This is a genomic window from Sandaracinaceae bacterium (assembly GCA_020633055.1).
Lineage (GTDB): Bacteria > Myxococcota_A > Polyangia > Polyangiales > Houyiibacteriaceae > JADJJE01.
This window is the reverse complement of sequence record JACKEJ010000005.1, coordinates 1-23,518: the sequence shown is the minus strand read 5'-3', so window position 1 is coordinate 23,518 and position 23,518 is coordinate 1. Positions and strand designations below refer to the sequence as shown.

The 23,518-nt window shown below is 69.8% G+C and carries 19 protein-coding genes; 15 read left to right on the top strand and 4 right to left on the bottom strand.

What is annotated here, in order from left to right:
• The first annotated feature begins 54 nt into the window (after positions 1-54).
• Genes H6726_05000 through H6726_04980 form a run of 5 tightly spaced genes read left to right on the top strand, consistent with a single transcriptional unit; the run spans position 55 to position 5,455 of the window.
• Complete coding sequence (locus tag H6726_05000) at positions 55-1,311, top strand: beta-ketoacyl-[acyl-carrier-protein] synthase family protein (protein MCB9656990.1); 1,257 nt, start codon at positions 55-57, stop codon at positions 1,309-1,311.
• Positions 1,311-2,480, top strand: a complete 1,170-nt coding sequence (locus H6726_04995; GenBank protein ID MCB9656989.1) for a hypothetical protein — start codon at positions 1,311-1,313, stop codon at positions 2,478-2,480. The genes H6726_05000 and H6726_04995 overlap by 1 nt, the downstream gene beginning before the upstream one ends.
• Positions 2,481-2,482: 2 nt before the next feature.
• On the top strand, positions 2,483-3,715 hold the full coding sequence (locus H6726_04990) for a pyridoxal phosphate-dependent aminotransferase family protein (protein ID MCB9656988.1): 1,233 nt from the start codon (positions 2,483-2,485) through the stop codon (positions 3,713-3,715).
• A gap of 4 nt (positions 3,716-3,719) precedes the next feature.
• Positions 3,720-4,934 (top strand): aminotransferase class V-fold PLP-dependent enzyme, encoded by a 1,215-nt coding sequence (locus H6726_04985; protein ID MCB9656987.1) that lies wholly within the window; start codon positions 3,720-3,722, stop codon positions 4,932-4,934.
• Positions 4,931-5,455 carry a DUF420 domain-containing protein gene (locus H6726_04980; protein MCB9656986.1) on the top strand — a complete coding sequence of 175 codons (525 nt, stop codon included), beginning with the start codon at positions 4,931-4,933 and terminating at the stop codon, positions 5,453-5,455. Before H6726_04985 ends, H6726_04980 begins: the two co-directional genes overlap by 4 nt.
• Before the next feature lie 28 nt (positions 5,456-5,483).
• On the opposite strand, the gene H6726_04975 is transcribed toward H6726_04980, so the two are convergent.
• Positions 5,484-7,106 (bottom strand): hypothetical protein, encoded by a 1,623-nt coding sequence (locus H6726_04975; protein ID MCB9656985.1) that lies wholly within the window; start codon positions 7,104-7,106, stop codon positions 5,484-5,486.
• Positions 7,107-7,236: 130 nt separating this feature from the next.
• A complete protein-coding gene (locus H6726_04970; protein MCB9656984.1) occupies positions 7,237-8,961 on the bottom strand; it encodes a carbon starvation protein A in 1,725 nt (574 codons plus the stop codon).
• A gap of 133 nt (positions 8,962-9,094) precedes the next feature.
• Between H6726_04970 and H6726_04965 the strand changes: the two genes are divergently transcribed.
• The 3 genes from H6726_04965 (at position 9,095) to H6726_04955 (ending at position 12,576) form a co-directional block, all read left to right on the top strand.
• The gene (locus tag H6726_04965) at positions 9,095-10,939 is read left to right on the top strand and encodes a response regulator (protein ID MCB9656983.1); all 1,845 of its coding nucleotides are present in this window, start codon (positions 9,095-9,097) and stop codon (positions 10,937-10,939) included.
• Between the two features lie 11 nt (positions 10,940-10,950).
• On the top strand, positions 10,951-11,730 hold the full coding sequence (locus H6726_04960) for an alpha/beta hydrolase (protein ID MCB9656982.1): 780 nt from the start codon (positions 10,951-10,953) through the stop codon (positions 11,728-11,730).
• Positions 11,731-11,838: 108 nt separating this feature from the next.
• Complete coding sequence (locus tag H6726_04955) at positions 11,839-12,576, top strand: N-formylglutamate amidohydrolase (GenBank protein MCB9656981.1); 738 nt, start codon at positions 11,839-11,841, stop codon at positions 12,574-12,576.
• A 51-nt stretch (positions 12,577-12,627) separates the two neighbouring features.
• Here H6726_04955 and H6726_04950 read toward each other — a convergent pair whose 3' ends face one another.
• Positions 12,628-13,569 carry a phosphoribosylaminoimidazolesuccinocarboxamide synthase gene (locus H6726_04950; GenBank protein MCB9656980.1) on the bottom strand — a complete coding sequence of 314 codons (942 nt, stop codon included), beginning with the start codon at positions 13,567-13,569 and terminating at the stop codon, positions 12,628-12,630.
• Between the two features lie 140 nt (positions 13,570-13,709).
• Here H6726_04950 and H6726_04945 point away from each other — a divergent pair, with 140 nt between their 5' ends.
• The 3 genes from H6726_04945 to H6726_04935 all read left to right on the top strand — a co-directional run bounded on the left by H6726_04945 (position 13,710) and on the right by H6726_04935 (position 16,227).
• On the top strand, positions 13,710-14,414 hold the full coding sequence (locus tag H6726_04945) for a hypothetical protein (GenBank protein MCB9656979.1): 705 nt from the start codon (positions 13,710-13,712) through the stop codon (positions 14,412-14,414).
• A gap of 59 nt (positions 14,415-14,473) precedes the next feature.
• Positions 14,474-15,427, top strand: a complete 954-nt coding sequence (dctP, locus tag H6726_04940) for a TRAP transporter substrate-binding protein DctP (GenBank protein ID MCB9656978.1) — start codon at positions 14,474-14,476, stop codon at positions 15,425-15,427.
• Positions 15,428-15,492: 65 nt separating this feature from the next.
• Positions 15,493-16,227, top strand: coding sequence for a DUF2071 domain-containing protein (locus tag H6726_04935; GenBank protein ID MCB9656977.1), 735 nt, complete (start codon positions 15,493-15,495; stop codon positions 16,225-16,227).
• A gap of 167 nt (positions 16,228-16,394) precedes the next feature.
• Here the strand turns inward: H6726_04935 and H6726_04930 are convergent, their stop codons facing one another.
• Entirely contained in the window at positions 16,395-17,894 is a 1,500-nt protein-coding gene (locus H6726_04930; GenBank protein MCB9656976.1) for a DUF3336 domain-containing protein, read from the bottom strand.
• Positions 17,895-17,952: 58 nt separating this feature from the next.
• Between H6726_04930 and H6726_04925 the strand changes: the two genes are divergently transcribed.
• The 4 genes from H6726_04925 to H6726_04910 all read left to right on the top strand — a co-directional run.
• Positions 17,953-19,554 carry a GMC family oxidoreductase gene (locus H6726_04925; protein ID MCB9656975.1) on the top strand — a complete coding sequence of 534 codons (1,602 nt, stop codon included), beginning with the start codon at positions 17,953-17,955 and terminating at the stop codon, positions 19,552-19,554.
• Positions 19,555-19,626: 72 nt separating this feature from the next.
• Complete coding sequence (locus H6726_04920; protein MCB9656974.1) at positions 19,627-20,958, top strand: AarF/ABC1/UbiB kinase family protein; 1,332 nt, start codon at positions 19,627-19,629, stop codon at positions 20,956-20,958.
• 124 nt (positions 20,959-21,082) lie between these two features.
• Positions 21,083-22,072: a hypothetical protein gene (locus tag H6726_04915; protein MCB9656973.1), complete on the top strand. Its 990-nt coding sequence runs from the start codon at positions 21,083-21,085 to the stop codon at positions 22,070-22,072.
• 73 nt (positions 22,073-22,145) lie between these two features.
• On the top strand, positions 22,146-23,518 hold a 1,373-nt coding region (locus H6726_04910), incomplete at its 3' end, for an AMP-binding protein (GenBank protein ID MCB9656972.1).

The window sequence follows — 23,518 nt, the reverse complement described above, 5'->3', positions numbered from 1 at the left end:
TGGCCGGGTCGACGGGGTTGCGCGGGGTCGCTCGCGCGGGCTATAGCCCCCGCCATGCAGCGCGTCTTCGTCACCGGCGTTGGAGTCGTCAGCTCCCTCGGGTATGGCCGTGAGGCGTTCCTGGAGGCGACCGTGGCGGGCCGCTCCGCCGCGCGCGAGGTGGCGCTCTTCGACACCAGCGGGATGGATCGCCACATCGCGTGCGAGGTGCACGACTTCCGCCCGCGTGACTTCCTCACGGCCGCAGAGACGCGTCGTACGGGGCGCTGCTCGCAGTTCGCGCTGGTGGCGTCGCGCATGGCCGTGCAAGACGCGGGGCTCACCGAGGAGCAGCTCGCGGGCAGGCGCACGGCGGTCATCTTCGGCACGACCATGGGCGAGGCGAACCTGCTCGGTCAGCTCGACCGCAAGTGGATCCACGAGGGCGAGCAGGCCGTCTCGCTCGCCCGCCTGCCGGCCTACGGCACCACGCTCCTGCCCATCCACGTCGCGCGCGCGTTCGGCGCGGCGGGCATGGTGCAGACGCTCCCGGCGGCCTGCGCGGCGGGCAACTACGCCATCGGCTACGCCGCCGACCAGATCCGGCTCGGGCGCGCGGACGTCGTCATCTGCGGCGCGGCCGAGGTCATCGAGAAGCTCCAGTACGCGGGCTTCGTGCGCCTCGGGGCCATGGCCCCCGACCGCGCGCGGCCGTTCGACAAGGACCGCGGCGGGCTCCTGGTGGGCGAGGGGGCTGGCGCGTTGGTGCTGGAGTCCGAGCGGCACGCGGCGGCACGCGGGGCGACGCTGCTGGCGGAGGTCGGCGGCTACGGGCTCGCGTGCGACGCGCACCACATCACGCGCCCGGAGCCCAGCGGCGCGGGCAGCGCGCGCGCCATGCGCGAAGCCATCCGGGCCAGCGGCATCACGCCGCGCGACGTGACCTTCGTCAACGCTCATGGGACGGCCACGCCCACCAACGACACGGTCGAGAGCCGCGTCGTGCGGGACATCTTCGGTGACCATCGCGTGCCCCTGACCAGCCTCAAGGGCGGCATCGGGCACTGCATGGGCGCGGCCAGCGCCATCGAGGCAGTCAGCTGCGTGCTGAGCATCGCGCACGGCGTCATCCCGCCCACCATCAACTTCGAGACGCTGGACCCGGTGTGCGACGTCGACGTCGTGACCGAGGCCACCGAGCGACCCGTGGACATCGTGCTCAACAACTCGCTCGCGTTCGGGGGCTACGACGCTGTGGTCACGTTCGCGAAGCCAGGCCGTCTGCCCGAGCCCTACGCCGGAGTGGACGTGGCCGTGCAGGAGGCACCCTGATGGAGCTGGCGATCACGGGCGTCGGTGTGGTGAGCGGGCTCGGTGTCGGCCGGGAGGCGTTCGTCCATGCCCTGGCCGACGTGGCAGCGGCGCGCGCGAAGGCCTTTCGCGGCGCGAGCGATCTGCTCGAGGCGTTCCCGGACGCGAACACCGCGGAGGTGTGGGACTGGGACCCGAAGGCGTACTTGGGCGACAAGGGTCACCGCAACAACGACCAGCTCACCAAGTACCTCATCACGGCCGCCAAGCTCGCGCTGATCGACGCGGGCATCAAGGACGACGAGGGCGTGTTCCTGCGCTACTCGGGCGAGCGTGTCGGCATCTCCTCGGCCACGGCCTACGGCTCGCTCGACGCCATCGGCGAGCTCAACCGCGTGGCCGAGCTGGAGGACCCGCGGTACATCAACCCGCAGCGGTTCCCCAACACCGTCATCAACGCGGCGGCCGGCTACGTGAGCATCTGGGAGGGCCTGATGGCCCCCAACACCACCATCGTCGACGGCAACTGCGGTGGCCTCGACGCGGTGCTCAGCGCGCACACGCACCTCGCGTTCGGACGCGCCGACGCGATGCTCGTGGGGGGGGGCGAGATCGTGTGCGAGTCCCTGTACGTCGCGCTCGCGAAGCTCGGCGTGCTCGCGGACATGCGCAACGACGGCCTCGGCATCAGTGTCGGCGAGGGTGCGGCGTTCCTGCTGGTCGAGGACGAGGCCCGGGCGTGGGAGCGCAGCGCCAGCGTCTTGGGCGTCATCCGCGGCTATGGCACGGCGTTCGACGCGCCCCAGAGCGAAGCCGTGCTCGTGCACGCCAGCAGCGACGCCGTGCAGGCGGCCATCCAGATGGCGCTCGACGAGGCGGACATCGACGCGGAGGAGGTCGACGTGGTGGCCTCCGCGCGCTGCGGCCTGCCGAGCATCGACGACGCCGAGCTGCACGGCATCCGCGCCGTGTTCGGGCACGACGTGTGCGTCGTCGCCCCCAAGCAGCTCACCGGCGAGAACTTCGGCGCGGCGGGCGCCTTCGGCATGATCATGGCGCTCGCGTGGATGCAGGGCCACAAGCCCGAGCCGCGCGTGGCCGGACCCAAGCCGGGCGAGGTCGCGACCGTCGTCGTGGTCTCCGTCGGCTACTACGGCAACGTCAGCGCGGTCGTTGTCACGAAAGAGTGAGCATGAGCTGGATCGTCGACAAGTCGTACAGAGAGCTGGCGCGTATCCGAGAGGCGAAGGAGAAGCAGGTCTACCCCTACTTCAAGCCCTTCGAGTCGGGCGGTCTGCACAGCACCATCAACGGGCAGCCCATCGTCAACTTCAGCTCCAACGACTACCTGGGGCTGACCACGCACCCGAAGGTCAAGGAGGCTTCCATCGAGGCCGTCAAGCGCTTCAGCTGCGGGCTCAGCAGCAGCCGCGTGCAGGCCACCACCACGGCCCACGTGGAGCTCGAGGAGCGCCTCGCCGCCTGGTACGGCTACGAGAGCTGCCTGCTGTTCACCACGGGCTACCAGGCCATGGTGGGCACCATCATGGCCCTGGCCGATCAAGACACCACGCTGGTGCTCGACAACCTCAGCCACGCCTGCATCCTCGACGGCACCTTCCTTGCCGCCGGGACGCCGCGCATGGCGCCCGAGGTGCGCTTCTTCAACCACAACAGCGCCCGCTCGCTGACGCGCATCCTGAAGACGCGTGAGCGCAAGAACGCGCTGGTGCTGCTCGAGGGCATCTACTCGCTGGACGGCGACGAGGCCACCATCGAGGAGCTCTGCAAGGCCGCGGGCGAGTTCGAGAACACGGTCATCGTGTGCGACGACGCGCACGGCACGGGTACGCTGGGGAAGGGCGGGCGCGGCATCTTCGAGAAGTACGACCTGCGCGCGGAGCTGCCCGTCATCGTCAGCACGTTCAGCAAGACCTTCGGCGGCATCGGGGGCATCCTGCTCGGCCAGAAGGACGTGGTGGACCACATCAAGCACTACGCGCGCTCGTTCTTGTTCAGCGCGTCGCTGCCCGTGCCCATCGTCGCGGCCGCCGCCACCATCCTCGACATGCTCGAGGACCACGGCGAGGAGCTGGTGAGCGAGCTGCACACCAAGGCCGCGTACATGCGCAAGAACCTGACGGACCTGGGCTTCGACCTGGGTCTGAGCAACACGCACATCATGCCCGTGATGTGCCGCGACGAGCGCAAGGCGCTGTTCACGCACGTGGCCATGATGGAGAGCGGCGTGATGATGGTGCCCATCACGTACCCGGGCGTGAAGAAGGGCGAGGAGCGCCTGCGCCTGAACGTCACCCGCGGACACACCTACGAGGACATGGACAAGGCCCTCGAGCTGCTGAAAATCTACGGCGAGGCCTTCTTCATCCTGGGTGGCGACGAGCTCGCGCCGATGGAAGAGTAGGGGGATGAGCGCAGCCGACCCGACCCCGCCCGCCCCGCAGCTCGGCTCGCGTGCGGGTTGGTTCGAGGACTTGCGCCCCTTCGCCTACCTGAACCACGCCGCGGTCAGCCCGCACAGCGCGCCCCTGCGGGTCGCGGTGAACGCCGGCATGGGCGCGTATGCAGCGGAAGGCATCGGCGGCTTCGGCGCCACGCTCGCGCGCCGGAACGCCCTGCGTGGGCGCCTGGCAGGGCTCGTCGGGGGTGGCGCCGACGAGGTGGCCTTCGTGCCCAACACGACCGCCGGCGTCATCACGATCGCGCAGTCGATCCGCTGGCGCCCGGGGGACCGGGTGGTGCTCTTCCACGGCGAGTTCCCTGCCAACACCACCCCGTGGCAGCTGGCGGCGAAGCAGTACGACCTCGCGCTCGCGTGGGTCCCTCTCGAAGCGTTCGAGCGGAACCTCGACGAGGGACTGTCAGCCCTCGAGCACGAGCTGACGCGTGGCGTCCGCTTGGTGGCTGTCAGCGCGGTGCAATTTCGCAGTGGGCTCGCCATGCCGCTCCGTGCGATGGCCGAGCGCTGCCACGCGCACGGCGCGGAGCTGTTCGTGGACGGTATCCAGGCGCTCGGCGGCACGCCGCTGCACGTGGACATGGGCTTCGACTACCTCGCCGCCGGGGGGCACAAGTGGCTCATGGGTGTGGAGGGAGCGGGGTTGCTCTACGTTCGCCGGGAGCGCATGGCCACGCTCGAGCCACGGCTGGCAGGCTGGCTCGGCCACGAACACGCGTTCGACTTCCTCACGCGCGGCCCAGGCCACCTCCACTACGACGCGCCGCTGAGAACGGACGCCGAGGTCTTCGAGCCCGGTACGCTGAACTTGCTCGGCTACGAAGCGCTGGGCGCCGGCATCATCCCGGCCGAGGTGCTCGGCGTCGCGGCCATCCACGGCCACGTCAATGCGTATCTGGACGAGCTGGAAGCGGGGCTCGTGGGCCTGGGCTTTCGCTCGCTGCGTTCCGCCGCGCGCTCCGGGCGCTCGACCATCCTGTCGCTCTTGCCCCCGTCGGGGGTCGACCCCATACGCCTCCACGCGGCGCTCGGTGCCCGATCCGTGGTGTGCGGCCTGCCGGATGGGGTGCTGCGCTTCTCCCCTCACTTCTACAATCACGCGCGCGAGATCCCGGGTGTGCTCGACGCTGCGCGCGCGGCCCTCGCCGACTGCCGAACGTCATGACCATGAGCCTCAGCCCCGACCGCCGCTTCTTCGTGTTCAACGCCGTCGTCTCCAGCGCCGCGTTCGCGTTCCTCATCTGGCTCACCTTGATCCAGAACGGCGTGGCGGGGCTCGACGTGGACCTGTCCTTCGTGCCTGGCGTCAACGCGTCCCTCAACGCGCTCTCGGCCGTCCTGCTCACCGCGGGGTTGCTGGCCATCCGAAGCGGTCGGCGCGAGCTCCACAAGCGCCTCATGGTGGGCGCCTTTGCGTCCAGCGCGGTGTTCCTGGTGGGCTACGTGCTCTACCACTCCGTGCACGGCGACACGCACTACGAGGGGAGCCTGCGCGGGGTGTACCTCGCCATCCTGGGCTCGCACATCCTTCTCTCGCTGGCCATCGTGCCTGGCGCGCTCACCATCTTCTGGTTCGCGTATCGCGGCGCGTTCCTACGTCACCGCCGCGTGGCCCGGGTGGTGCTACCCCTCTGGCTGTACGTCTCGGTCACCGGGGTGGTCATCTACTTCATGCTGCACGGCTGAGCCGGCTCACCCGCAGCACGGCCGGCCGTCAGCGGGGGGCGTTGGGGGCCAGCAGCTCCAAGGCCAGACCGTCGAACTGGACCTTCGGCTCGCGGAAGCACGCGACAGGGATGAGCTGGTAGAGGTGTGCGTCGTCCAGGCGGCCGAGCGGGCACCGTAGCTGCTCGGCGATGATCTGCAGAGCCGACGTGCTGACGCGATTGTCGACCAGGACGAAGTCGTAGGGGCGCTCGGCGACGACCGACGTCGCGCCTGTGTCGCCGAGGACGTAGTCGGTCGGCACAGGATGAACCGTCGTCCGCGTGACGTAGTTCAGGCGCGAGCGTGGTGACCACCCGTGACGTCGGTTCTGGATCAGCAGCACGTCCATGTCCTCGCGGAGGAGAGGCATCTGACGAGCGAGCGTGATGTCGGTGCTGTCCGTCACGTAGAGCACGCGCGAGTCCGGCGGGACCGTCGCCAGCGCCTCGTCGAAGACGTGCTGCTGCAGGTGGACCATCGCGTGTCGCACCTGCCAGCTGTCCAGCGTCGCCATCTTCAGCGTGCCCGTTTGTGGAGCCAGCAACGCGGCGGTCAGCGTGACGAGCAGCGCCACCAACGCCGGGAGGCCCACGCGCGGACCCTCGACGGTCGCAGCGCTGGCGATCGCGCAGGCCGGCAGCAGCGCCAAGACGTAGCCCGGCTCCGAGAAGAACGTCACCGAGTAGTAGGCGAACGTGCAAGCCGCCGCGATGGCTGCGGCTCGCGCAAACGGCCCAAGAGGGACGGCTAGTTCGCCCTTGGCGCGGCCGCCCAGCCGCCACAACAGCCACGCGACTGCAGGTGGTGCGAGGAGCTGCGCCGCGGCGACCCCGAGCGCCATCAGGTTCGCCCCTGTGATGACCTCGTCGGATGTCGTCGACAGCGGGCTGGTGAGCGCCAGGAAGCCGTCGCGGACCAGCGCGTTGGTGGCTTGGGACCACACCTCGTAGCCCCCCGCCAGCGCGAACGTCGGGAGCAGCCATGCAGCGGCACCGACGACGCTCACCGCACCCGTCACGACGAGGTGGTTGAAGCGTCGTACCCCCATCAGGGATGCGACGAAGGGGACCCCGAACACGATGAACGATGGCCGAAACGAGGCTCCGAGCGCGAGCAAGATGCCCAGCGCGCTGGCGCGTCGATAGCTCGGCGCTGCGACGTAGCTCAGCGACACGAGGCCCAACGCCGCCGCGGCGAACGCCTCCGACGTGTGCGACTGTGCATCGACGCTGTGGAAGAGGAGCAGCGGATGGAGCGCCACCAAAAGGGCCGCCCATCCCGCTGCGGACGGGCGGGTGAAGACGCGGCGGGCCGAGACGTACGTGAGCGCGATGGTGCCCAGGGCGAACGACAACGAGAGGAGCTGCGCCGTGTGGATGCGCGCCACGGGAGCGTCCGCGCCCAGACGCAGCGCATGCAACGCCCTGAGCAGGAGCGTGTAGACCAGGTACCCGGGAGGGTGGGGGCAGTGTCGCGTGACGTCGAACTCCACCATCCCGCAGCAGAGGTTCGGCACGTCGACGTCGAGCGCCGCGTCGCTCGTCCCGAGGTACCAGAGGCCCGTGTGGACGAGGAGGGCTACTCCGAGCCAGACGCGGTCCGCGCGGCTCTCGCCGGTTCGTGCGGTCATCTCTGGACCGAGTAGGAGGGCTTCACGCGAGGCTCTCGTCGCACCGCGCGACCGTACACGGGCGGCTCGCCGTTGTCGACGTCGCTGCGGTCCGCGGTGGCGGCGAATCGAGTGGGAGCCCGAGCAACCGTCACGCTTCGCCCTCCGGCGGGCCCCGTCGCGCAGCGCGCGCGCCGAGCACCAGCATCGCGCCGAGGAGGACGAGCAGGCCCAGCGCAACCACGGCCAGCACCGTGTTGCCCTGCGCGAAGAACGTGGCGATGTCCCCCATCAACGCGAGCGAGGCGATGACGGTTACCAGCGCCATGGGGATCGAGAGCGGCCACGTCGGCCTCCCGCGGCGGTGTACGTACAGCGCCACGACCATCAGCGTGAGCGCTGCCAGAAGCTGGTTGCTCGCCCCGAAGATGGGCCACAGCACCCAGCCCAGCGCGCGGCTCTGGCCGCTGACGGGGTCCGTGGTCTCGGCAAACGCCAGCGCCATGGCCGGGAGCACGGCGAGGGCCGTCCCCACGTACGCGTTCTCGAGCGGTCGCAACGAGAGCGCGGTCCCCAGCTCGGCGAAGATGAAGCGCTGGATGCGCGTCGCGGTGTCCAGGGTGGTCGCGGCGAACGAGATGACGAGCACAGCCATGAGTGTGCGCGCGACCTCCGTGGGCAGCCCGATGGCCTCCAGGAACGCGCCTCCCCCCAGCACGAAGGCTGACGCGTTGTTGGCGGACGCGTGTGCCCAGCTCTCGTAGTAGACGCCCCAGCTGAGGTCGGCCACGGCGCCCTGGCCGGGCAGCGTGCAGTGGTCCACGAGACCAATGCCCGCGACGGCGGCGAGGGTGGCGAGCAGCGCCAGGGTGCCCTCGCCGAGCATGCTCCCGTAGCCGATGGGTCTCGCGTCGCGCAGCCGGTCGAGCTGCTTGCTCGTCGTGCCCGAGGAGACGAGTCCGTGGAACCCGCTGATGGCGCCGCACGCGATGGTGACGAAGAGCACCGGGAAGATGGGCGGGGCCCCCTCGCCCGCGGTGCGCACCGGCGGTGCGTCGAAGTCGGGGTGCGCCACCAGCAGTCCAGCGAACAGCAGCACCAACCCCACGGCGAGTTGGTGGGAGTTGATCAGGTCGCGCGGCTGCAGGAGCAGCCACACCGGCAGCAGGCTGGCAAGCGCGGAGTAGCCGAACAGGAAGAGCATCCAACCGCGCAGCGCCACGCTGCGCGAGACCCCCGCGGACACGAAGTCGACCGGCACCGCGACACCCACGAACACGGCGCCGTACAGCACCGCGAGCGCGAGCAGAGAAGGCCACAGGGCGCCGCCGCGGACGCGGTAGATCCAGTAGCCGACCGCCGCGGCTACGAGGATCTCGACGTTGATGGGGATGACGCTGGTCGGCTGTGCGACGAACAGGCCGGCGATGGCCATGGCGAACACCGCCAACACCAGCCACACGATGATGATCACGAAGCACAGGAACAGCAGCCGCGCGCGTCTCCCGATGACGCTGCCCGCGATGTCCGCGATGGAGCGCCCGCGCTCCCGCGCGCTGACCACCAGCGCGCCGAAGTCGTGCGCCGCGCCCATGAAGACCGTGCCCAGCACCACCCATGCGAGCGCCGGTGCCCAGCCCCAGTAGGCGGCCACACAGGGGCCGATGATGGGCGCCGCGCCGGCGATGGACGTGAAGTGGTGTCCTTGGAGCAGGTGCATCGGGGTCGCGACGAAGTCGTGCCCGTCGGCCAGAGCGTGGGCGGGCGTGACGAGGCGCTCTTCGTCATCGAACACACGTTCGCCGAGAAAGCGAGCATACACACGATACGCGAGCGCGAAGCATGCGAGGACCACGAGGGCGGCGAGGGCGGCCATGGGCTCGCACGGTGGCTGCGAAGGGTGCGCGACGTCAACCCGCGCGCGCCGCGTCCGCGCGACGTCGACTCGCGCGGCAGCCACGCGAGGGGAGCGCGCGCGGGGGGCCGGGTGTGTGTATCCTCACGCCATCGTGGTAGCCGAACCTCGAGGCGACGACTTCGCGCGCGACACGCCGGGCACGTGCCTGATCGCGGTCGACGGGACGCTGCTGTTTCACGACGGGCGCGCGCTCCAGCTGGCAGAGGGCCTGCGCGTGGGCGGTCGCCTCGTCGCGAGCCTCCCCTTCGCACCCGCGTCGTTCGCGCAGGAGGGCACGTGCGAGGGGGTCTCGTCCGGCAGGTCACTTCGGCTCACCTGGACTCCCACACCAGGTGAGCTGGCGCCGGTCCACGCGGTGGTCGTGATCGAGGACCGAGGTCCGCTGCGCGAGCTCGAAGCAGCACTGCGGCTGGCCGACGACAACCTCCGTTCGCTGGTCGACGCCAGCCCCGTCGGCATCGTCACGCTGGACCCCGACATGTGCGTGAGCCGCTGGAACCCGGCGACCGAGCAGATGTTCGGTTGGACCCGAGACGAGGTGCTCGGCAAGCCGTACCCGCTTGTGCCTGCCGCCGAGTGGGAGGAGTTCGTGGCGCTCTTCCGGCGCGCCATCGGCGGGGAGGGCTTCACGGGCGTCGAAGGCCGACGCGCGCACAAGGACGGTCGGCTGCTGGATCTGCGCATCCACACCGCGCCGATGCGCGACCTGCACGGTGACGTGGTCGGCGCGCTCGCGTTGCTGGAAGACCTGAGCGAGCGCCGCAAGCTCGAGGAGCGCGTCCGACACGCGCAGACGATGGAAGCCGTCGGGCGCCTGGCGGGCGGTGTCGCGCACGACTTCAACAACATGCTGACGGTCATCCTCGGGGCGAGCGAGCTCCTCCTGCTGCGGCCCGGCATGGACCGCGAGGCCATGCAGCAGGGGCTGCGGAACATCGTGGCGTGCGCGGACCGCGCGCGGAAGCTCACCGCCCAGCTGCTCGCCTTCAGCCGGAAGCAGGTGCTTCGGCCCGAGGTGCGCGACGTCGGACAGCTGCTCACCAACACGAGCGCGCTGCTGCGCAGTGTCCTCGGCGAGGAGGTGACATTGTCGGTCGGCGTCGTGCCGGGCGAGGCCCGCCTCCCGGTGCGCGTGGACGCCAACCAGTTCGATCAGCTCCTCGTGAACCTGGCGGTCAACGCGCGCGCCGCCATGCCGCGGGGTGGCTCGTTCTCGGTCCGCGCGAGCCGGCAGGCGCGACCACAGGCGGATGGACGCCTGGGCAGCGAGGTGCTGCTCGAGGTACGCGACACGGGGGCTGGGATCTCACCGGAGGTCCTCCCGAACGTGTTCGACCCGTTCTTCACGACGAAGGAAGATGGGACGGGGCTGGGTCTGGCGAGCGTCTATGGCATCGTGCAGCAGAGCGGCGGGTCGATCGACGTGGAGAGTCGCCTCGGTGAGGGGACGTGCTTCCGCGTCACTTTTCCGCTCGTGGACGAGAGCGTGTCTGCGACGGGTGCGGATGCTCCTGTGACCGAGGACCTGCTGCGCGGCGACGAGCTCCTGCTGATCGTCGAGGACGAGGTCGTCGTGCGCCTCGTCACGGCCCAGATGTTGGCCTCGTACGGCTATCGCTGCACCACCGCTTGCGACGGACTCGAAGCGCTCTCGACGCTAGCGGCGAACCCCGACGTGGCGCTGGTGCTCACGGACCTCTCCATGCCGCGGCTCGACGGGCCTGGGCTCGCGCTGGAGCTCCACCAGACCCATCCCGGCCTCCCTGTGATCTTCATGTCGGCGCACCTGGACCTCCCCGAGCTGCGTGAACGGGTGGAGGCTGGGGACGCGTACTTCGTGCAGAAACCTGCCACGCGCGAGCAGCTCGCTCGCCAGGTGCGCGCCGCCTTGCGGGCTGCTGGGCGTGATATCGTCGCCCAGGGGCATGAGCGCTGAAGGTACGGACGATGAGCGAGTCGAACGTGGTCGAGAACGAGCTTGGGTGGGTCGCGCGCGGGCGGGGCGGCCGCGGGGTGCTGCTGCTGCACGGGTGGATGACGACGGGGGCCGTGTGGGATCCGCTGCTCCAGGGGCTCGACCTCGGCGCGCTCGGCTGCGTCGTCCCAGACCTCCGCGGGGTCGGGCTCAGCGCGGCGGTGAGCGGGCCGCACGACCTCGACACGTACGCTGCCGATGTGTGGCGCGTCGCGCGGGCTGCTGGCCTGGACCGCCCGATACTGGTGGGACACAGCATGGGGGGACAGCTCGCCCAGCGGATCGCCGCGGAGCATCCGTCCGCGTTCTCGGGTTTGGTGCTGCTCAACCCGGTGCCCGCGTCGGGCCTCCCGTTGCCTCCCGACGCGCTCGCGCTGTTCTCGAGCGCTGGAGGGGACGCGACGAAGCTCGGCACCATATTGGACATGGCCTGCACGGCCCTGACGGCGGCCGACCGCGCGCGGCTGCTCGACGTGGCGCTGTCCATCGCTCCTGAAACCATCCGGGCCATGCTCGGCGTCTGGACCGCCGGGGGCTTCACGTCTCGCCTCGCCGACATCCGCGCTCCCACGCTGGTCGTGTCCACGGACGATCCGTTCCTGCCGCCCGACCTCCTGGATGCCACCGTCACGTCTCGCATCGAGGGCGCGCGCCGCGAGCACCTGCCGGGGTGCGGACACTACCCGTTGGTCGAGCGCGCGGCCGACACGGCCGTGATCCTCGAACGGTTCGTGGCCACGCTGCCCACCTGACGGGTCGAACGCTCCTGTACGCGCCAACACACGCATCGCCTACGTCGTGGTGTCGCGGGCGCGGCGCGCCGCCTTGCTCGCACGTCGCGCTCCCCAACAATGGGGTCCATGGCACCCATCCTCTCCACGCTCGGCGACGCGGCCGAGGTCATCGGCGGCCGCGCCGACGTCTCGGTGGTCTTGTGCTGTGAGCACGCCTCTGAGCGCCTCCCGGGACGGTGGCGCTGGTCTCCGAGCGACGCGCGCCTCGCGGGCACGCACTGGGCATTCGACCTCGGCGCGGCGGACCTGACGCGCGAGCTCGCGGACAGGCTCGGCGCGCCGGCCGTCCTGGCGCGCTTCAGTCGCCTCTTGGTGGACCCCAACCGCCCCGAGGACTCTCCCACGCTCTTCCGAGACGTGGCCGAGGGCCTGCCCGTGGAGCTGAACGTGAGCTTGCGCGAGGAGGACCGTGTGCAGCGCCTCGCGGAGTTCTACCGGCCCTACCACGCCGCGCTCGACGCCACGGTCCAAGCGAGCCTCGCGCCCGTGCTGTTCTCCGTGCACTCGTTCACGGACGAGTACGAAGGTCAGCCGCGGGCCATGGAGCTCGGGGTGCTCTACAACCACGAGGACGCGCTCGGGCTCGCGCTGCACGCCCACCTCGTCTCCGACGGCTACCGCGCGCTAGCCAACGAGCCCTACTCGGGCAAGGACGGCTTCATGCACTCGGCCGACACCCACTCGCTACGCCACAGGCGGAGAGCGGTGGAGCTCGAGGTGCGGCAAGATCTGTGCGTCGACCCTGCGTACCGTGCGCGGCTCGTGCGGAGCCTCGAGGCGTTCCTCACGGGCGTGGGTGCCTGAGGCGGACGGCGCGGGTCTACGGCCGGCGCCACGGATGTGGAGCCCCGCGGCTCAGAGCCCGAGGTTCTTGCGGATGCGGGCGAGCGGGGCCTGCGTGTCCGGCACGAAGGCGTCGCCGCGCACCTGGTCGCAGGCCTCGATGTAGCGGCGAGACGCCTCCACCCGCACGTCGTCCGGGATGGTCGGCGCCGGGCCGTCGCCCGAGTAGCCCTCGGCCTTGAGCCAGCGGCGGACGTACTCCTTGTCGAACGACTCCGGGTCCTCGCCCGCCTCGAAGCGTGCGCCGTAGGTGCTCTGGTACCAGAAGCGTGACGAGTCGGGCGTGTGGATCTCGTCGATGACCACGATGCGGCCGTCCGGCGTCTTGCCGAACTCGTACTTGGTGTCGACCAGGATCAGCCCGCGCTCTGCGCAGTGCTTCTGACCGGCCGCGAAGAGCGCGCGCGCGTACTCGGCGGCCTCGTCGAAGTCACGGGCCGACATGCGCCCCATGGCCAGGATCTCCTCGCGCGACGCGCTGACGTCGTGGTCGCCCTTCGGCGCCTTGGTGGACGGGGTCAGCAGCGCCTCGGGCAGCTTCTGGTGCTTCTTCAGCCCCTCGGGCAGCTCGTGGCCGCAGAAGGAGCGCGAGCCGGCCGCGTAGTGCGTCCAGATGCTGGTGGAGGTCACGCCGGTGATGTACCCGCGCATGATCATCTCGACGGGCAGCGGCTCACACTCGATGCCCACCATCACGTTGGGGTCGGGCACGTCCAGCACGTGGTTGGGGACGAGATCCTTGGTCTGCTCGAACCACCACGCGGCGAGGCCGTTCAGCACCTGCCCCTTGAACGGGAGCGTCCCCAGCACGCGATCGAACGCGCTGATGCGGTCGGTCACCACGATGTAGCGCTTGCCGTCGCGCGTGTAGTTGTCGCGGACCTTGCCCTCGTACTTTTCGCCGAGGACGTCCAGATCGGTCTCATCGAGGGTGGCCTTGAGGCCCTGGTGCAGGGTTTCGTTCGAGACGGTCACAGCGCGCTCCGTAGGTGGGGAGGGTTCAGGGGGCCCGGGATCTAGCAAGTTCGGCTCCTCCTCGCACGCCCAAAGGTACCCGCACACCCGCGGGGCCGGTTCGGGTATGCTGGTGGGCGATGGAGATCCAGCAAGAGGTGCACGTGGTACGGGAGGTGCTCGAGGGGGCGCTGCCTCCCGAGCTGGCCACCGTGATGATCTTCCGTGCCCTCCGCGAGGTGGACGAGCTGCCACGTGACACTCCCTCCGTGCTCGCCCTGTGTCGTGGGCCCCTGGCTGAGGCGCTGACCGCGAAAGTGGGGGTCGACGTGACCGAGGAGGTGCTGGCGCGCATCGAGCAGGTGCTGGTGCGCGGGGATCGCACGGGCACCGAAGTCCCGCTCGAGATCGATGTCGACCTCGACGACGACGTGAACGTCACGGCCATGATGCCCATCGTGTTCGCGGCCCCCGTCAGCGTCCTGGTCGTGTCGTCGAAGTTCCGCTTTGCCGAGCGTCTGGTGGCCTCCCTGGGCGACGAGCGCGTCTACGTGACGTCGGCGATGGACGAGCGTGAGCTGCGCAAGAGCGTGTTCACGGTGCAGCCGCTGCTCGTGGTGGTGGACGGAACGGCCGCGCCCGCCATGGACGACGAGCTGCTGGCCAAGTGCATGAAGGAGCTGCCCGACAACGCGCTGCGCGTGGTCTGGGGGGATGACACGACCTATGGTCGGTCGGTGCTGGAGATGCTGCGCAGCACGGGCACGCACTGCGTGGGCATCGACGAGGTGGACGGCATCGCGCCGCTGCTCGACCTGGTGCTGGCCCGCTACGGGGGAGGGTGACGCGTCCTCGCCGAGGGCCCCGGGCGCTGGCCTTGGCCTTCGCGCTCATGCTGGGAGCCGTGCCCGATACCGCGCCGTCGGCCGCGCAGGCCGCGGGGCCCGTCGAGCTGCGCTTCGCCACGCTGGCGCCCGTCGATTCACCGCTGGGTCGCGGCTTCACGGACATGGACCGTGACCTCTCCGACCGCTCCTCGGGTGCGGTGCGCGTGCGTCTGTTCGGGGGCGGCGCGGCGGGGGACGAACGCACCATCGTGCGCAAGCTGCGCGATGGGCAGCTCGATGGCGCCGCGCTCACGTCCGTCGGCCTCGGCGCCATCGCGCGCGAGGTGTTGGTGCTGCAAGCGCCGGGGCTCATCACGTCGTACGAGGAGCTCGATCGCGTCCGCGGGCGTCTGCAGGCCGAGCTCGCGCGCGCCTTCGAGCGCGAGGGGTTCACCATCTTGGGCTGGGGCGACGCCGGGCGCATCCGCCTCTTCTCGACACGGCGCATCGAGCGCCCGGGGGACATGCGCAGCATGCGTCCGTGGGTCTGGCGCGACTCGCCCACCATGGGGGCGTTCGTCAGCGCGACGGGGGCCACGGGGGTCTCCCTGAGCGTGAACGAGGTGCTCCCCGCGCTCTCGACGGGCATGGTCGACACGGTCATCACCTCGAGCGTGAGCGCCATCGGCATGCAGTGGCATGGGCGTCTGCGCACCATCAGCCAGCAGGCGAGCGGCGTCATCGTGGGCGGTGTGGTGGTGCGCAGCGACCGCCTGGCGCAGGTGCCCGCCGCCATCCGCGATCACATGCTGGCGCAGGGGCGCAGCCAGCAGAGCGCGTTCCGCAGGGCCGGGCGACGTCTGGACGAGCGCGCTTCTCAGACGCTCTTCCGCCGCATGGAGGTGGTGGACATGGAGCCCTACCGCGCGGCCTGGGACGCGGTCGCCACCAGGGCCCGCGACGCGTTGGTGGGGCGGCTGTACACGCGGGCGCAGCTCGACCGAGTGCGGTCCATCGTGGAAGCGCCGTAGGGCGCGGGCCGCGCGTTCGTCGGAAAGGCCGGCGCGCGAGCGGGGTGCTGGGGCATGCTGTCGCGATGGATCGTTTGGCCCCCTCTATTCGACCGCCCGGACGCAACGCCGGTACGCAGCGTTGGCGAGACCTGCTCTTCCTGCACTGGGAGGTGGACCCTTCGGTGCTGCGCCCGCTCGTCCCCACCGCGCTCGAGCTGGACCTGTTCGAGGGCCGTGCGTTCGTCGGTGTCGTGCCCTTCTTGATGCGCGGGATCCGCCCTTCGTGGTGGCCGGGCCCCGCGTTCGACTTCTACGAGACCAACCTACGTACTTATGTGCAGCGCGCGGGGGACGACCCGGGGGTCTACTTCTTCTCCCTCGAGGCCAGCAGCTGGCTCGCGGTGCAGGCGGCACGCAAGGGCTGGGGCCTGCCCTACCACCACGCGCGCATGACCGGCGCAGACAACGAGGGGCGCGTCGTGCCGGGCGCCGAGCTGACCTACGAGAGCACGCGTCACGCAGGTGCGGTGACGTTCCAGGCGCGCTGCCGAGTCGGGCAGCCGCTCTCGGCCCCAGCGCTCGGCACGCTCGAACACTTTCTACTGGAGCGCTACTACCTCTACAACGTGCGGGGAGGGCGCCTGCACCGCGGGCAGGTCCACCATGTCCCGTATCCGGCGCACTCGGCGGAGGCGCTGTCCGTGCGTGACGAGCTCATCGGCGCGGCAGGCCTGCCGCCCGTCGGGACGCGCCCGCCCGACCACGTGCACTACTCTCCGGGCGTCGACGTCGAGGTGTTCGCGGTGCGCCCCGTGTGATGACCCTCTGAACCCGAGCCCTTCTGTCAGCCATCTAGCGCGCCCTTTGTGGGGTTGACGATACCCCATCAAGGGGAACCGTGCGTGCGCGCGAGATCTCGGCACCTCCCCTGCGGCCGTCGTTTGCGTGCTGCCCAGGACCCGGCCAGGCGTGGTCTGTCGGACGTTCACACGTACTGATGGTGCTTGGTCCGCTGCGCCCGTGTGAGGCCATCTTGGCTGAGCTCCTCGAGGATGCGGTCCAGCGTGCGCGAGATGAGCGCGGCGTTGCGCACCTGCGCGATCTTCGGCCACGTCCTACGCTGACCGGCCCGCACCATCTCGTCGATCTCGCCTGGTTCGAACTCGAAGAAGATCTGGCGCCAGCGGAAGTCGCTCTTCTGCATGAGGACGTTGATGTCGCCGAGATAGCTCTGGTCCAGGAGCGCCACCAAGAGCGCCAGGGGCACCGCGACGCGTCCGCGCAGACCGCCTGCCCGCGACAGCAGCCGCTCGGTGGCGCTCAGCAGCTCGTTCGTGACGCGGATGGCCCCCGTCGCGGTCGCCGCCTTGAGTCCCGCGCTCTTTTGTGTGGTCACGTCTTCGATGAACGGGATCACGGCCGGGTTGATCAGGCTCACGATGAAGTGGTTCACCCCGTAGAGCCGGGTCAGGCGCTGCACCGGCAGGTCGTGCGAGAACGAACCATCGACCCACCGGCGGTTCCGTAGGTAGGGACGCGGTTTTCCGTCGAAGCCCTTGGCGTAGAGGCGGACGGGGGGCGCCACGCCGGGGATGGACGACGAGGCCGCGGCCGCCGAGCGGATGTACACGTTGGGCGAGGTGATGGCGTTCATCAGCCGCGACGACTGATGCTTCTCGGCTGGCGAGATGGAGATGTTGATGTAGCGCCCGGTCTTCTCGTAGGCCTCGCCGAACGTGATGTCGCGCGGGATGATCTCGTCCAGGGCCCGCTCCCGCGCCTGTTTCACGAAGCTGGCGCTGAGCCCGTCGCGCAGCACGTCGGCGATGCGTACCTCTTGCACGGCCACGTAGCGCTTCTCGCGGAAGTGTCCGTGCGCCAGCTCCTCGTCGCTGTAGATGCCGAGCTGAGCCGCCACCGCCGAGCCGGCGCTGGAGCCGGAGATGACGTTCGGGAGCAGCCCGTGCTCGAGCAGCTCCTGCACCACGCCGTGGTGGAAGTAGATGAGCCCCGCACCGCCCGAGAGGAGTAGGGCCGAGCGCCCGTAGCAGTGGCTGGCGCGCCGGAAGAAGTCGAGCTTGTCGGCGTGGCTGATCTGCGCGTCCGGGGCGCGCGCGATGCTCTCGAGCCCCTCGGCGATGGCGGCCACGTAGTCGTCGATCAGGTGCTTCGTGCCGCTCCGCGCGCGTCCGTAGAGCACCGGGCGACCCATGCCGCCCATGTTGCCGTGCACGCCTTCGTTCAGCGTGTACAGCAGCTCGTGGCAGTGCTCCTCGTCCAGCACCGCGCGGAGGCGAGCGAGCCGACTCTGGATGGCCCGGTAGTCGTAGAGCGAGGAGCCCTCGCGTGCGCGCCAGTCCGCCGCCCCGCTGAGGGCGTCGTGGTCACGGGCCAGCGCGAGCCACTCGTCGTAGGTCGTGGCGTCCGCCATCTGGCGGGTGAGGGTCGCGAGGGCATCACGGGGGGGAAGCGTAAGGTCCGTCATGGGCCGATGATACAATATCGGCTTGATTGTTTCACGGGTGCTCCTAAGCTCAGCGCACATGGCGACCGCCCACTACGACTTCATCATCGTCGGCTCCGGCTTCGGCGGCAGCGTGTCGGCGCTGCGCCTGACCGAGAAGGGCTACCGCGTCTTGGTCCTCGAGAAGGGGCTGCGCTTCGGGCGCGAGGACTTCCCCAAGACCAACATGGAGTTCAAGAAGTGGTACTGGATGCCCGCCATCGGCGCGAAGGGCATCTTCCAGATGAGCTTCTTCGACCACGTCACGGTGCTCCATGGCGTCGGGGTGGGCGGGGGGTCGCTGGTGTATTGCTGCACGCACCCCACGCCGAAGGACGGCTTCTTCGAGGCCTCTTCCTGGGCGCACCTGGCGGACTGGAAGCGCGAGCTCCAGCCGCACTACGCGACGGCGTCGCGCATGCTGGGGGCCACCGAGCCGAATCCCAGCGAGAAGGTGGGCGACCGTATCGTGCGGGAGATTGCGGCCGACATCGGGCGCGAGGCGCACTACGAGAAGACGCGCGTGGCCATCTTCTTCGGCGAGCCGGCCAAGGAAGTGCCCGATCCGTACTTTGGCGGTGAAGGACCTTCGCGGGCGGGGTGCACGGAGTGCGGCGCGTGCGGCACGGGCTGCCGCGTGGGGGCGAAGAACACGCTGGACCTCAACTACCTGTACCTGGCCGAGCGGCGCGGCTGCGAGGTGCTCCCCGAGACCGAGGTGCGGGCCGTGCGCGAGGCTGCGGGCGGGGTCGGGGCCCGCTACGTGGTGGAGACCACGTGCTCCACCCGGAACGGGGGCGAGCGCCGCTTCACGGCCGACAACGTGGTGTTCGCGGGTGGCGTGCTGGGCACGGTGCCGCTGCTGCTGGCGCTCAAGGAGGACCCACGGGGCCTTCCGCGTCTCTCGCCGCGGGTGGGGGACTTCGTGCGCACCAACAGCGAGTCCATCATCGGGGTGTGCGCGGAGGATGACGCCATCGATTACTCGAAGGGCATCTCCATCTCGTCCATCGTGCACACCGACGAGGACAGCCACTTCGAGATCGTGCGCAACGGCGCGGGGTCCAACTTCCAGAACTTCCTCGGCGTGCCCCACGCGCCCGGGGACACGCTGCTCGCGCGCGTGGTCGAGACGGGGCGCTTCCTGCTGAAGCACCCGCGGCGCTACTGGAAGATCGGCCGTGCCAAGGACGCCGCCGCGCAGACGACCATCATGCTGTACATGAAGACCCTCGAGGGGAGCATCAGCCTGCGCCTCGGGCGCAGCGTGATGAACGGCTTCCGCAAGGGGCTCGTGACCAAGCTCGCGCCCGGGCAGCCCAGGCCGCTCGCCTTCCTGCCGGAGGCCACGGACATCGCCTGGCGCTTTGCCGAGAAGGTGCGCGGCCTCCCGCTCGGCACCATCACCGAGACCCTCAGCGCCACGCCCACCACCGCGCACATCTTGGGCGGCGCGTGCATGGGCAAGAATGCCGCCGAGGGGGTCATCGACCACAAGCACGAGGTACACGGCTACCCCGGGCTGTACGTCGTCGACGGCGCGGCCGTGTCCGCCAACCCTGGCGTCAACCCCTCGCTCACCATCGCCGCGCTCGCCGAGCGGGCCATGTCCTACATCCCGGCCAAGGCCGTGAGCGCCTAGTCGAGCACTCACCCAGGCAGGGCGGCCCGCCGCGCCTGCTTGCTCTCTCCACAGTTGGATCTATCACCGAGCATGCGCAGCTTCTTCTTGGCCGTCGGGCGCGGCGCCCGCGTCGCCGCCGCCCTCTTCCCCATCTACGTGGCGTACTTCTACCTCTGGCTGCGCGGCAAGCTGCGCGTGCCTGCGCGTCGCGCCACGTGGTCGCGCGTGCACCAGTGGAGCGCCGACCGCTTCTACCGCTTGGCGGTACGCATGCGCGGTGGCCTCATCAAGATCGGGCAGCTCATCAGCGTGCGCGTGGACGTGGCCCCGGTGGAGTGGACCCGCACGCTGTCCAAGCTGCAGGACAAGGTCGACCCGCTGCCGTGGAGTGACGTCGAGGGTCGGCTCACGTCCGAGCTGGGCACGCCGCCGGACGAGCTGTTCGCGACCATCGAGCACGAGGCGCGCAACGCCGCGAGCTTCGGACAGGTGCATCGCGCACGCACCAAGGACGGGCAGGACGTCGCGCTCAAGGTCAAGTACGCCGACGTGGAGCGACAGCTGGCGGTGGACCTCGGCCTGATGCGCCGCGTGGTGCCGCTCTTCAACATCTTCGTGCCCAAGGTGGGCCTGCGCGTCATCGCGGACGAGATGAGCAAGGCGCTGACCGCCGAGCTCGACTACGAGCAGGAGGCGCGCTTCACGCAGACCATCCACAGAAACTTGGTGGGCCTGCCCAACGTGGTCATCCCGCGCGTGCTGCCCGAGTACACCACGCGCAACGTCATCTGCACCACGTGGTTCGAAGGCCACAAGATCACGGACCGCGCCAAGGTGGACGAGCTGGGCGTGGACATCCACGAGCTGATGCGCCGCATCACACACGCCTTCACGCACATGGTCTTCGTGGACGGCGTGTTCCAGAGCGACCCCCACCCGGGCAACATCCTGTTCCGCGGGGAGGGGGGGCAGCCCGAGGTGTGCATCCTGGACTTCGGCCAGGTGAAGGAGCTCCCGGCCGCGTTCCAGGACAAGATGCTGACCGCGTCCTTCGCCTACATGGTGCGCGACGTGGAGGGCTTCATGCGCGCCGTGGTCGACATGGGCGTGATGAGCGAGCGCGACATGAGCCAGGCCAAGCCGCTGATCGTCGAGTTCTTCGACAAGTACTTCGAGATGTCCCCGGCCGACGCGAAGCAGCTGGACTTCGACAAGATCAAGGCGGACGTGCAGGGCGTCGTGGGGCGCATCGAGAACGTGACCATCCCGCAAGACATCATCCTGTACGGCCGCATGTTCGGGCTGCTGGCGGGGGTCTTCACGGCTCTCGACGACCGCATCAACGGGCTCATCCTGGCGCAGCCGATCATCATGGAGTGCCTGATGAAGTCGAAGATGGCCAAGATGAGCGCGGCGACCTGAGCGCGGCCAGCGGAGGGCACGCCGTCCCCGCGCGTGGCGGCGGTTCCGGTCGCGCGCGTGGCCACGCAGGAAAAATGGTGTGCGCCGCTGACCCGTTTCCCCGGCGGCCTCCCTCTATCTGGGCATGCGCCTCCCGAACGTGCTCCTCGCTCTCTGTCTGAGCTCTCTCCCGTGCGTCACCCTCGGCTGCGAGGACGACCCCAGCGGCCAAGTCGGTGACGCGTCCGTTGCTCGCGACGGGTCGCTGCCTCGAGGAGACCAGGGGGTGGGCGTCGACGAGGGCATCGACGTGGACCACGGCACGCACGGTGATGCTGGTCACGTCGGCGACGCCGGGTTGCTCACCGACCAGGGGCAGACGACCACGGATGAGGGAACGCCCAGCGGGAGCGGCGTGGCCGAGCTGCTGAGCGCGGCGGACTGGGACGCGATGTTCCCCAACGCGAACGCGCTCTACACGCGGGCCGCGCTGGTCGCTGCGGCTGCCTACTATCCCGCGTTTGCCAGCACGGGGAGTGCTGCGCAGCGACGCCAAGAGCTCGCTGCCTTCCTCGCCAACATCGCGCACGAGACCACGGGGGGCTGGCCCACGGCCCCCGGCGGTCCACAGGCGTGGGGGCTCTACTTCATCGAGGAGGTCGGCTGCGAGGGGGGCGCGTGCACGGGCTACTGTGACGCCGGGAACGCGCAGTACCCCTGCGCGCCAGGGCGCACGTACCACGGGCGCGGCCCCATCCAGCTCTCCTGGAACTACAACTATGGGCAGGTCGGCGCGGTGCTGGGGCTCGACCTGCTGAACAACCCTGGGCTCGTGACCTCCGACGGTGTCGTCGCCTTCCGCACCGCGCTCTGGTTCTGGATGACACCGCAGGCGCCCAAGCCTTCGGCCCACGACGTGATGACGGGCGGCTGGACGCCGACGGCCGGCGACGTGAGCGCAGGGCGGGCGCCTGGCTTCGGCATGACGATCAACATCATCAACGGCGGGCTCGAGTGTCAGCAGCCGACCAACACCAAGGTGGAGGACCGCGTGGCCTTCTACCAGCGCTTCACCAACATGCTCGGGACCACCACGGGGCAGAACCTGTATTGCGACCAGATGCAGCACTACTGACGTGCGTTTTCCCTCGTCGATCGCAGCCTCGCGCGGTCGACTGGACAGGGCGCGCGTGCCACGTTGCAGGCCCATGACGGCACCGAGCACCCTCGTCGACCGACTCGCTCACTGGGCGCACACCACCCCCGACGCCCCGGCGCTGCACGAGAAGCGTGCCGGTCGGTGGCAGGCCCTGTCCTGGTCGCAGTACCACGAGCGCGTGCGAGCCCTCGGCGCGGCCTTGATCGAGCTCGGTCACAAACCGGGAGAGTGCGTCGCCATCGTGGGCGCCAACCGGCCCGAGTGGGTGCAGTGCCAGTTCGCGATCCAGGCCGCGCAGGGCATCCCCGCGCCCATCTACGTCACCAACACCAGCGCGCAGGCCGCCTACATCGTCAAGCACAGCCGGGCGCGCATCTTGGTCGCCGACGGCGCCGAGCAGGTGGACAAGCTGCTCGCGGCCGAGGCCGAGGGGGCGTTCCCCGAGCTCGAGCACATCATCACCTTCGACCTGCTCGACGCGGCGCTACATCCGCGCGCCAAGGGTCGCCTGCGCTCGTTCGACCAGCTGCTCGGCGACGGGCGGGCGGCCACCCGAGCGCGTATCGACGCGCGCATCGCGGCTATCGACCCGGCGGCGACCTGCATGCTCATCTACACGTCCGGCACCACGGGCGTGCCCAAGGCCGTGGAGCTCAGCCACGAGGGTCAGCTCGCGGTGGGCAGCAGCATCCTCGCGTGGGCGCCGTTCATGTCGGAGCCCGACGCGTACCACTGCATCAGCTACCTGCCCCTGTGCCACCAGGCGGAGCAGCTCATCACCAACGTCGCCACCTTGATGGTGGGCGGGCAGGTCTACTTCTGCCCCGACCTGGCGCACATCAAGGAGTACCTCACCGACGTCCGTCCCACGGTCTTCCTCGGGGTGCCGCGGGTGTGGGAGAAGTTCGAGGCCGCGCTGCGCGCCAACCTCGGCCAAAAGACGGGCTTCGCCAAGCGCTTGGTGGACTTCGGGATGGCGTCCGAGCTCGCGGCCTTCGACACGCAGGTGGCGCGGGGACTGCGCAGCCACATGACCCCGCGGCGCTTCGCGGCCCGCAAGCTGGTGGTCGACAAGGTCAAGACGGCGCTGGGGCTCGACCGCCTGCAGGTCGCCATCACGGGCTCCGCCCCCATCGCGGTGAACACGCAGCGCTTCTTCGCGTCGCTCGGCATCGGCATCCACGAGGCATACGGGCTGAGTGAGACGAGCGGCCTCTGCACGCTCACCGATCCGCTGCGGCCGCGCTTCGGCACGGTGGGTCGCCCGCTCGGCTGCGCGGACATCCGCATCTCGGACGAAGGCGAGATCCAGGTGCAGGGCAAGCTCAACACGAAGGGCTACCTGCACATGCCCGACGAGACGGCCGAGCTGTTCACGGAGGACGGCTGGCTCAAGACGGGCGACGTGGGCGTGTTCGACGA

Bases quoted from the DNA above. Each gene is read 5' to 3' on its own strand.
- H6726_05000 (MCB9656990.1), top strand. From the start codon at position 55: ATGCAGCGCGTCTTCGTCACCGGCGTTGGAGTCGTCAGCTCCCTCGGG.
- H6726_04995 (MCB9656989.1), top strand. From the start codon at position 1,311: ATGGAGCTGGCGATCACGGGCGTCGGTGTGGTGAGCGGGCTCGGTGTC.
- H6726_04990 (MCB9656988.1), top strand. From the start codon at position 2,483: ATGAGCTGGATCGTCGACAAGTCGTACAGAGAGCTGGCGCGTATCCGA.
- H6726_04985 (MCB9656987.1), top strand. From the start codon at position 3,720: ATGAGCGCAGCCGACCCGACCCCGCCCGCCCCGCAGCTCGGCTCGCGT.
- H6726_04980 (MCB9656986.1), top strand. From the start codon at position 4,931: ATGACCATGAGCCTCAGCCCCGACCGCCGCTTCTTCGTGTTCAACGCC.
- H6726_04975 (MCB9656985.1), bottom strand. From the start codon at position 7,106: ATGACCGCACGAACCGGCGAGAGCCGCGCGGACCGCGTCTGGCTCGGA.
- H6726_04970 (MCB9656984.1), bottom strand. From the start codon at position 8,961: ATGGCCGCCCTCGCCGCCCTCGTGGTCCTCGCATGCTTCGCGCTCGCG.
- H6726_04960 (MCB9656982.1), top strand. From the start codon at position 10,951: ATGAGCGAGTCGAACGTGGTCGAGAACGAGCTTGGGTGGGTCGCGCGC.
- H6726_04955 (MCB9656981.1), top strand. From the start codon at position 11,839: ATGGCACCCATCCTCTCCACGCTCGGCGACGCGGCCGAGGTCATCGGC.
- H6726_04945 (MCB9656979.1), top strand. From the start codon at position 13,710: ATGGAGATCCAGCAAGAGGTGCACGTGGTACGGGAGGTGCTCGAGGGG.
- H6726_04935 (MCB9656977.1), top strand. From the start codon at position 15,493: ATGGATCGTTTGGCCCCCTCTATTCGACCGCCCGGACGCAACGCCGGT.
- H6726_04930 (MCB9656976.1), bottom strand. From the start codon at position 17,894: ATGACGGACCTTACGCTTCCCCCCCGTGATGCCCTCGCGACCCTCACC.
- H6726_04925 (MCB9656975.1), top strand. From the start codon at position 17,953: ATGGCGACCGCCCACTACGACTTCATCATCGTCGGCTCCGGCTTCGGC.
- H6726_04920 (MCB9656974.1), top strand. From the start codon at position 19,627: ATGCGCAGCTTCTTCTTGGCCGTCGGGCGCGGCGCCCGCGTCGCCGCC.
- H6726_04915 (MCB9656973.1), top strand. From the start codon at position 21,083: ATGCGCCTCCCGAACGTGCTCCTCGCTCTCTGTCTGAGCTCTCTCCCG.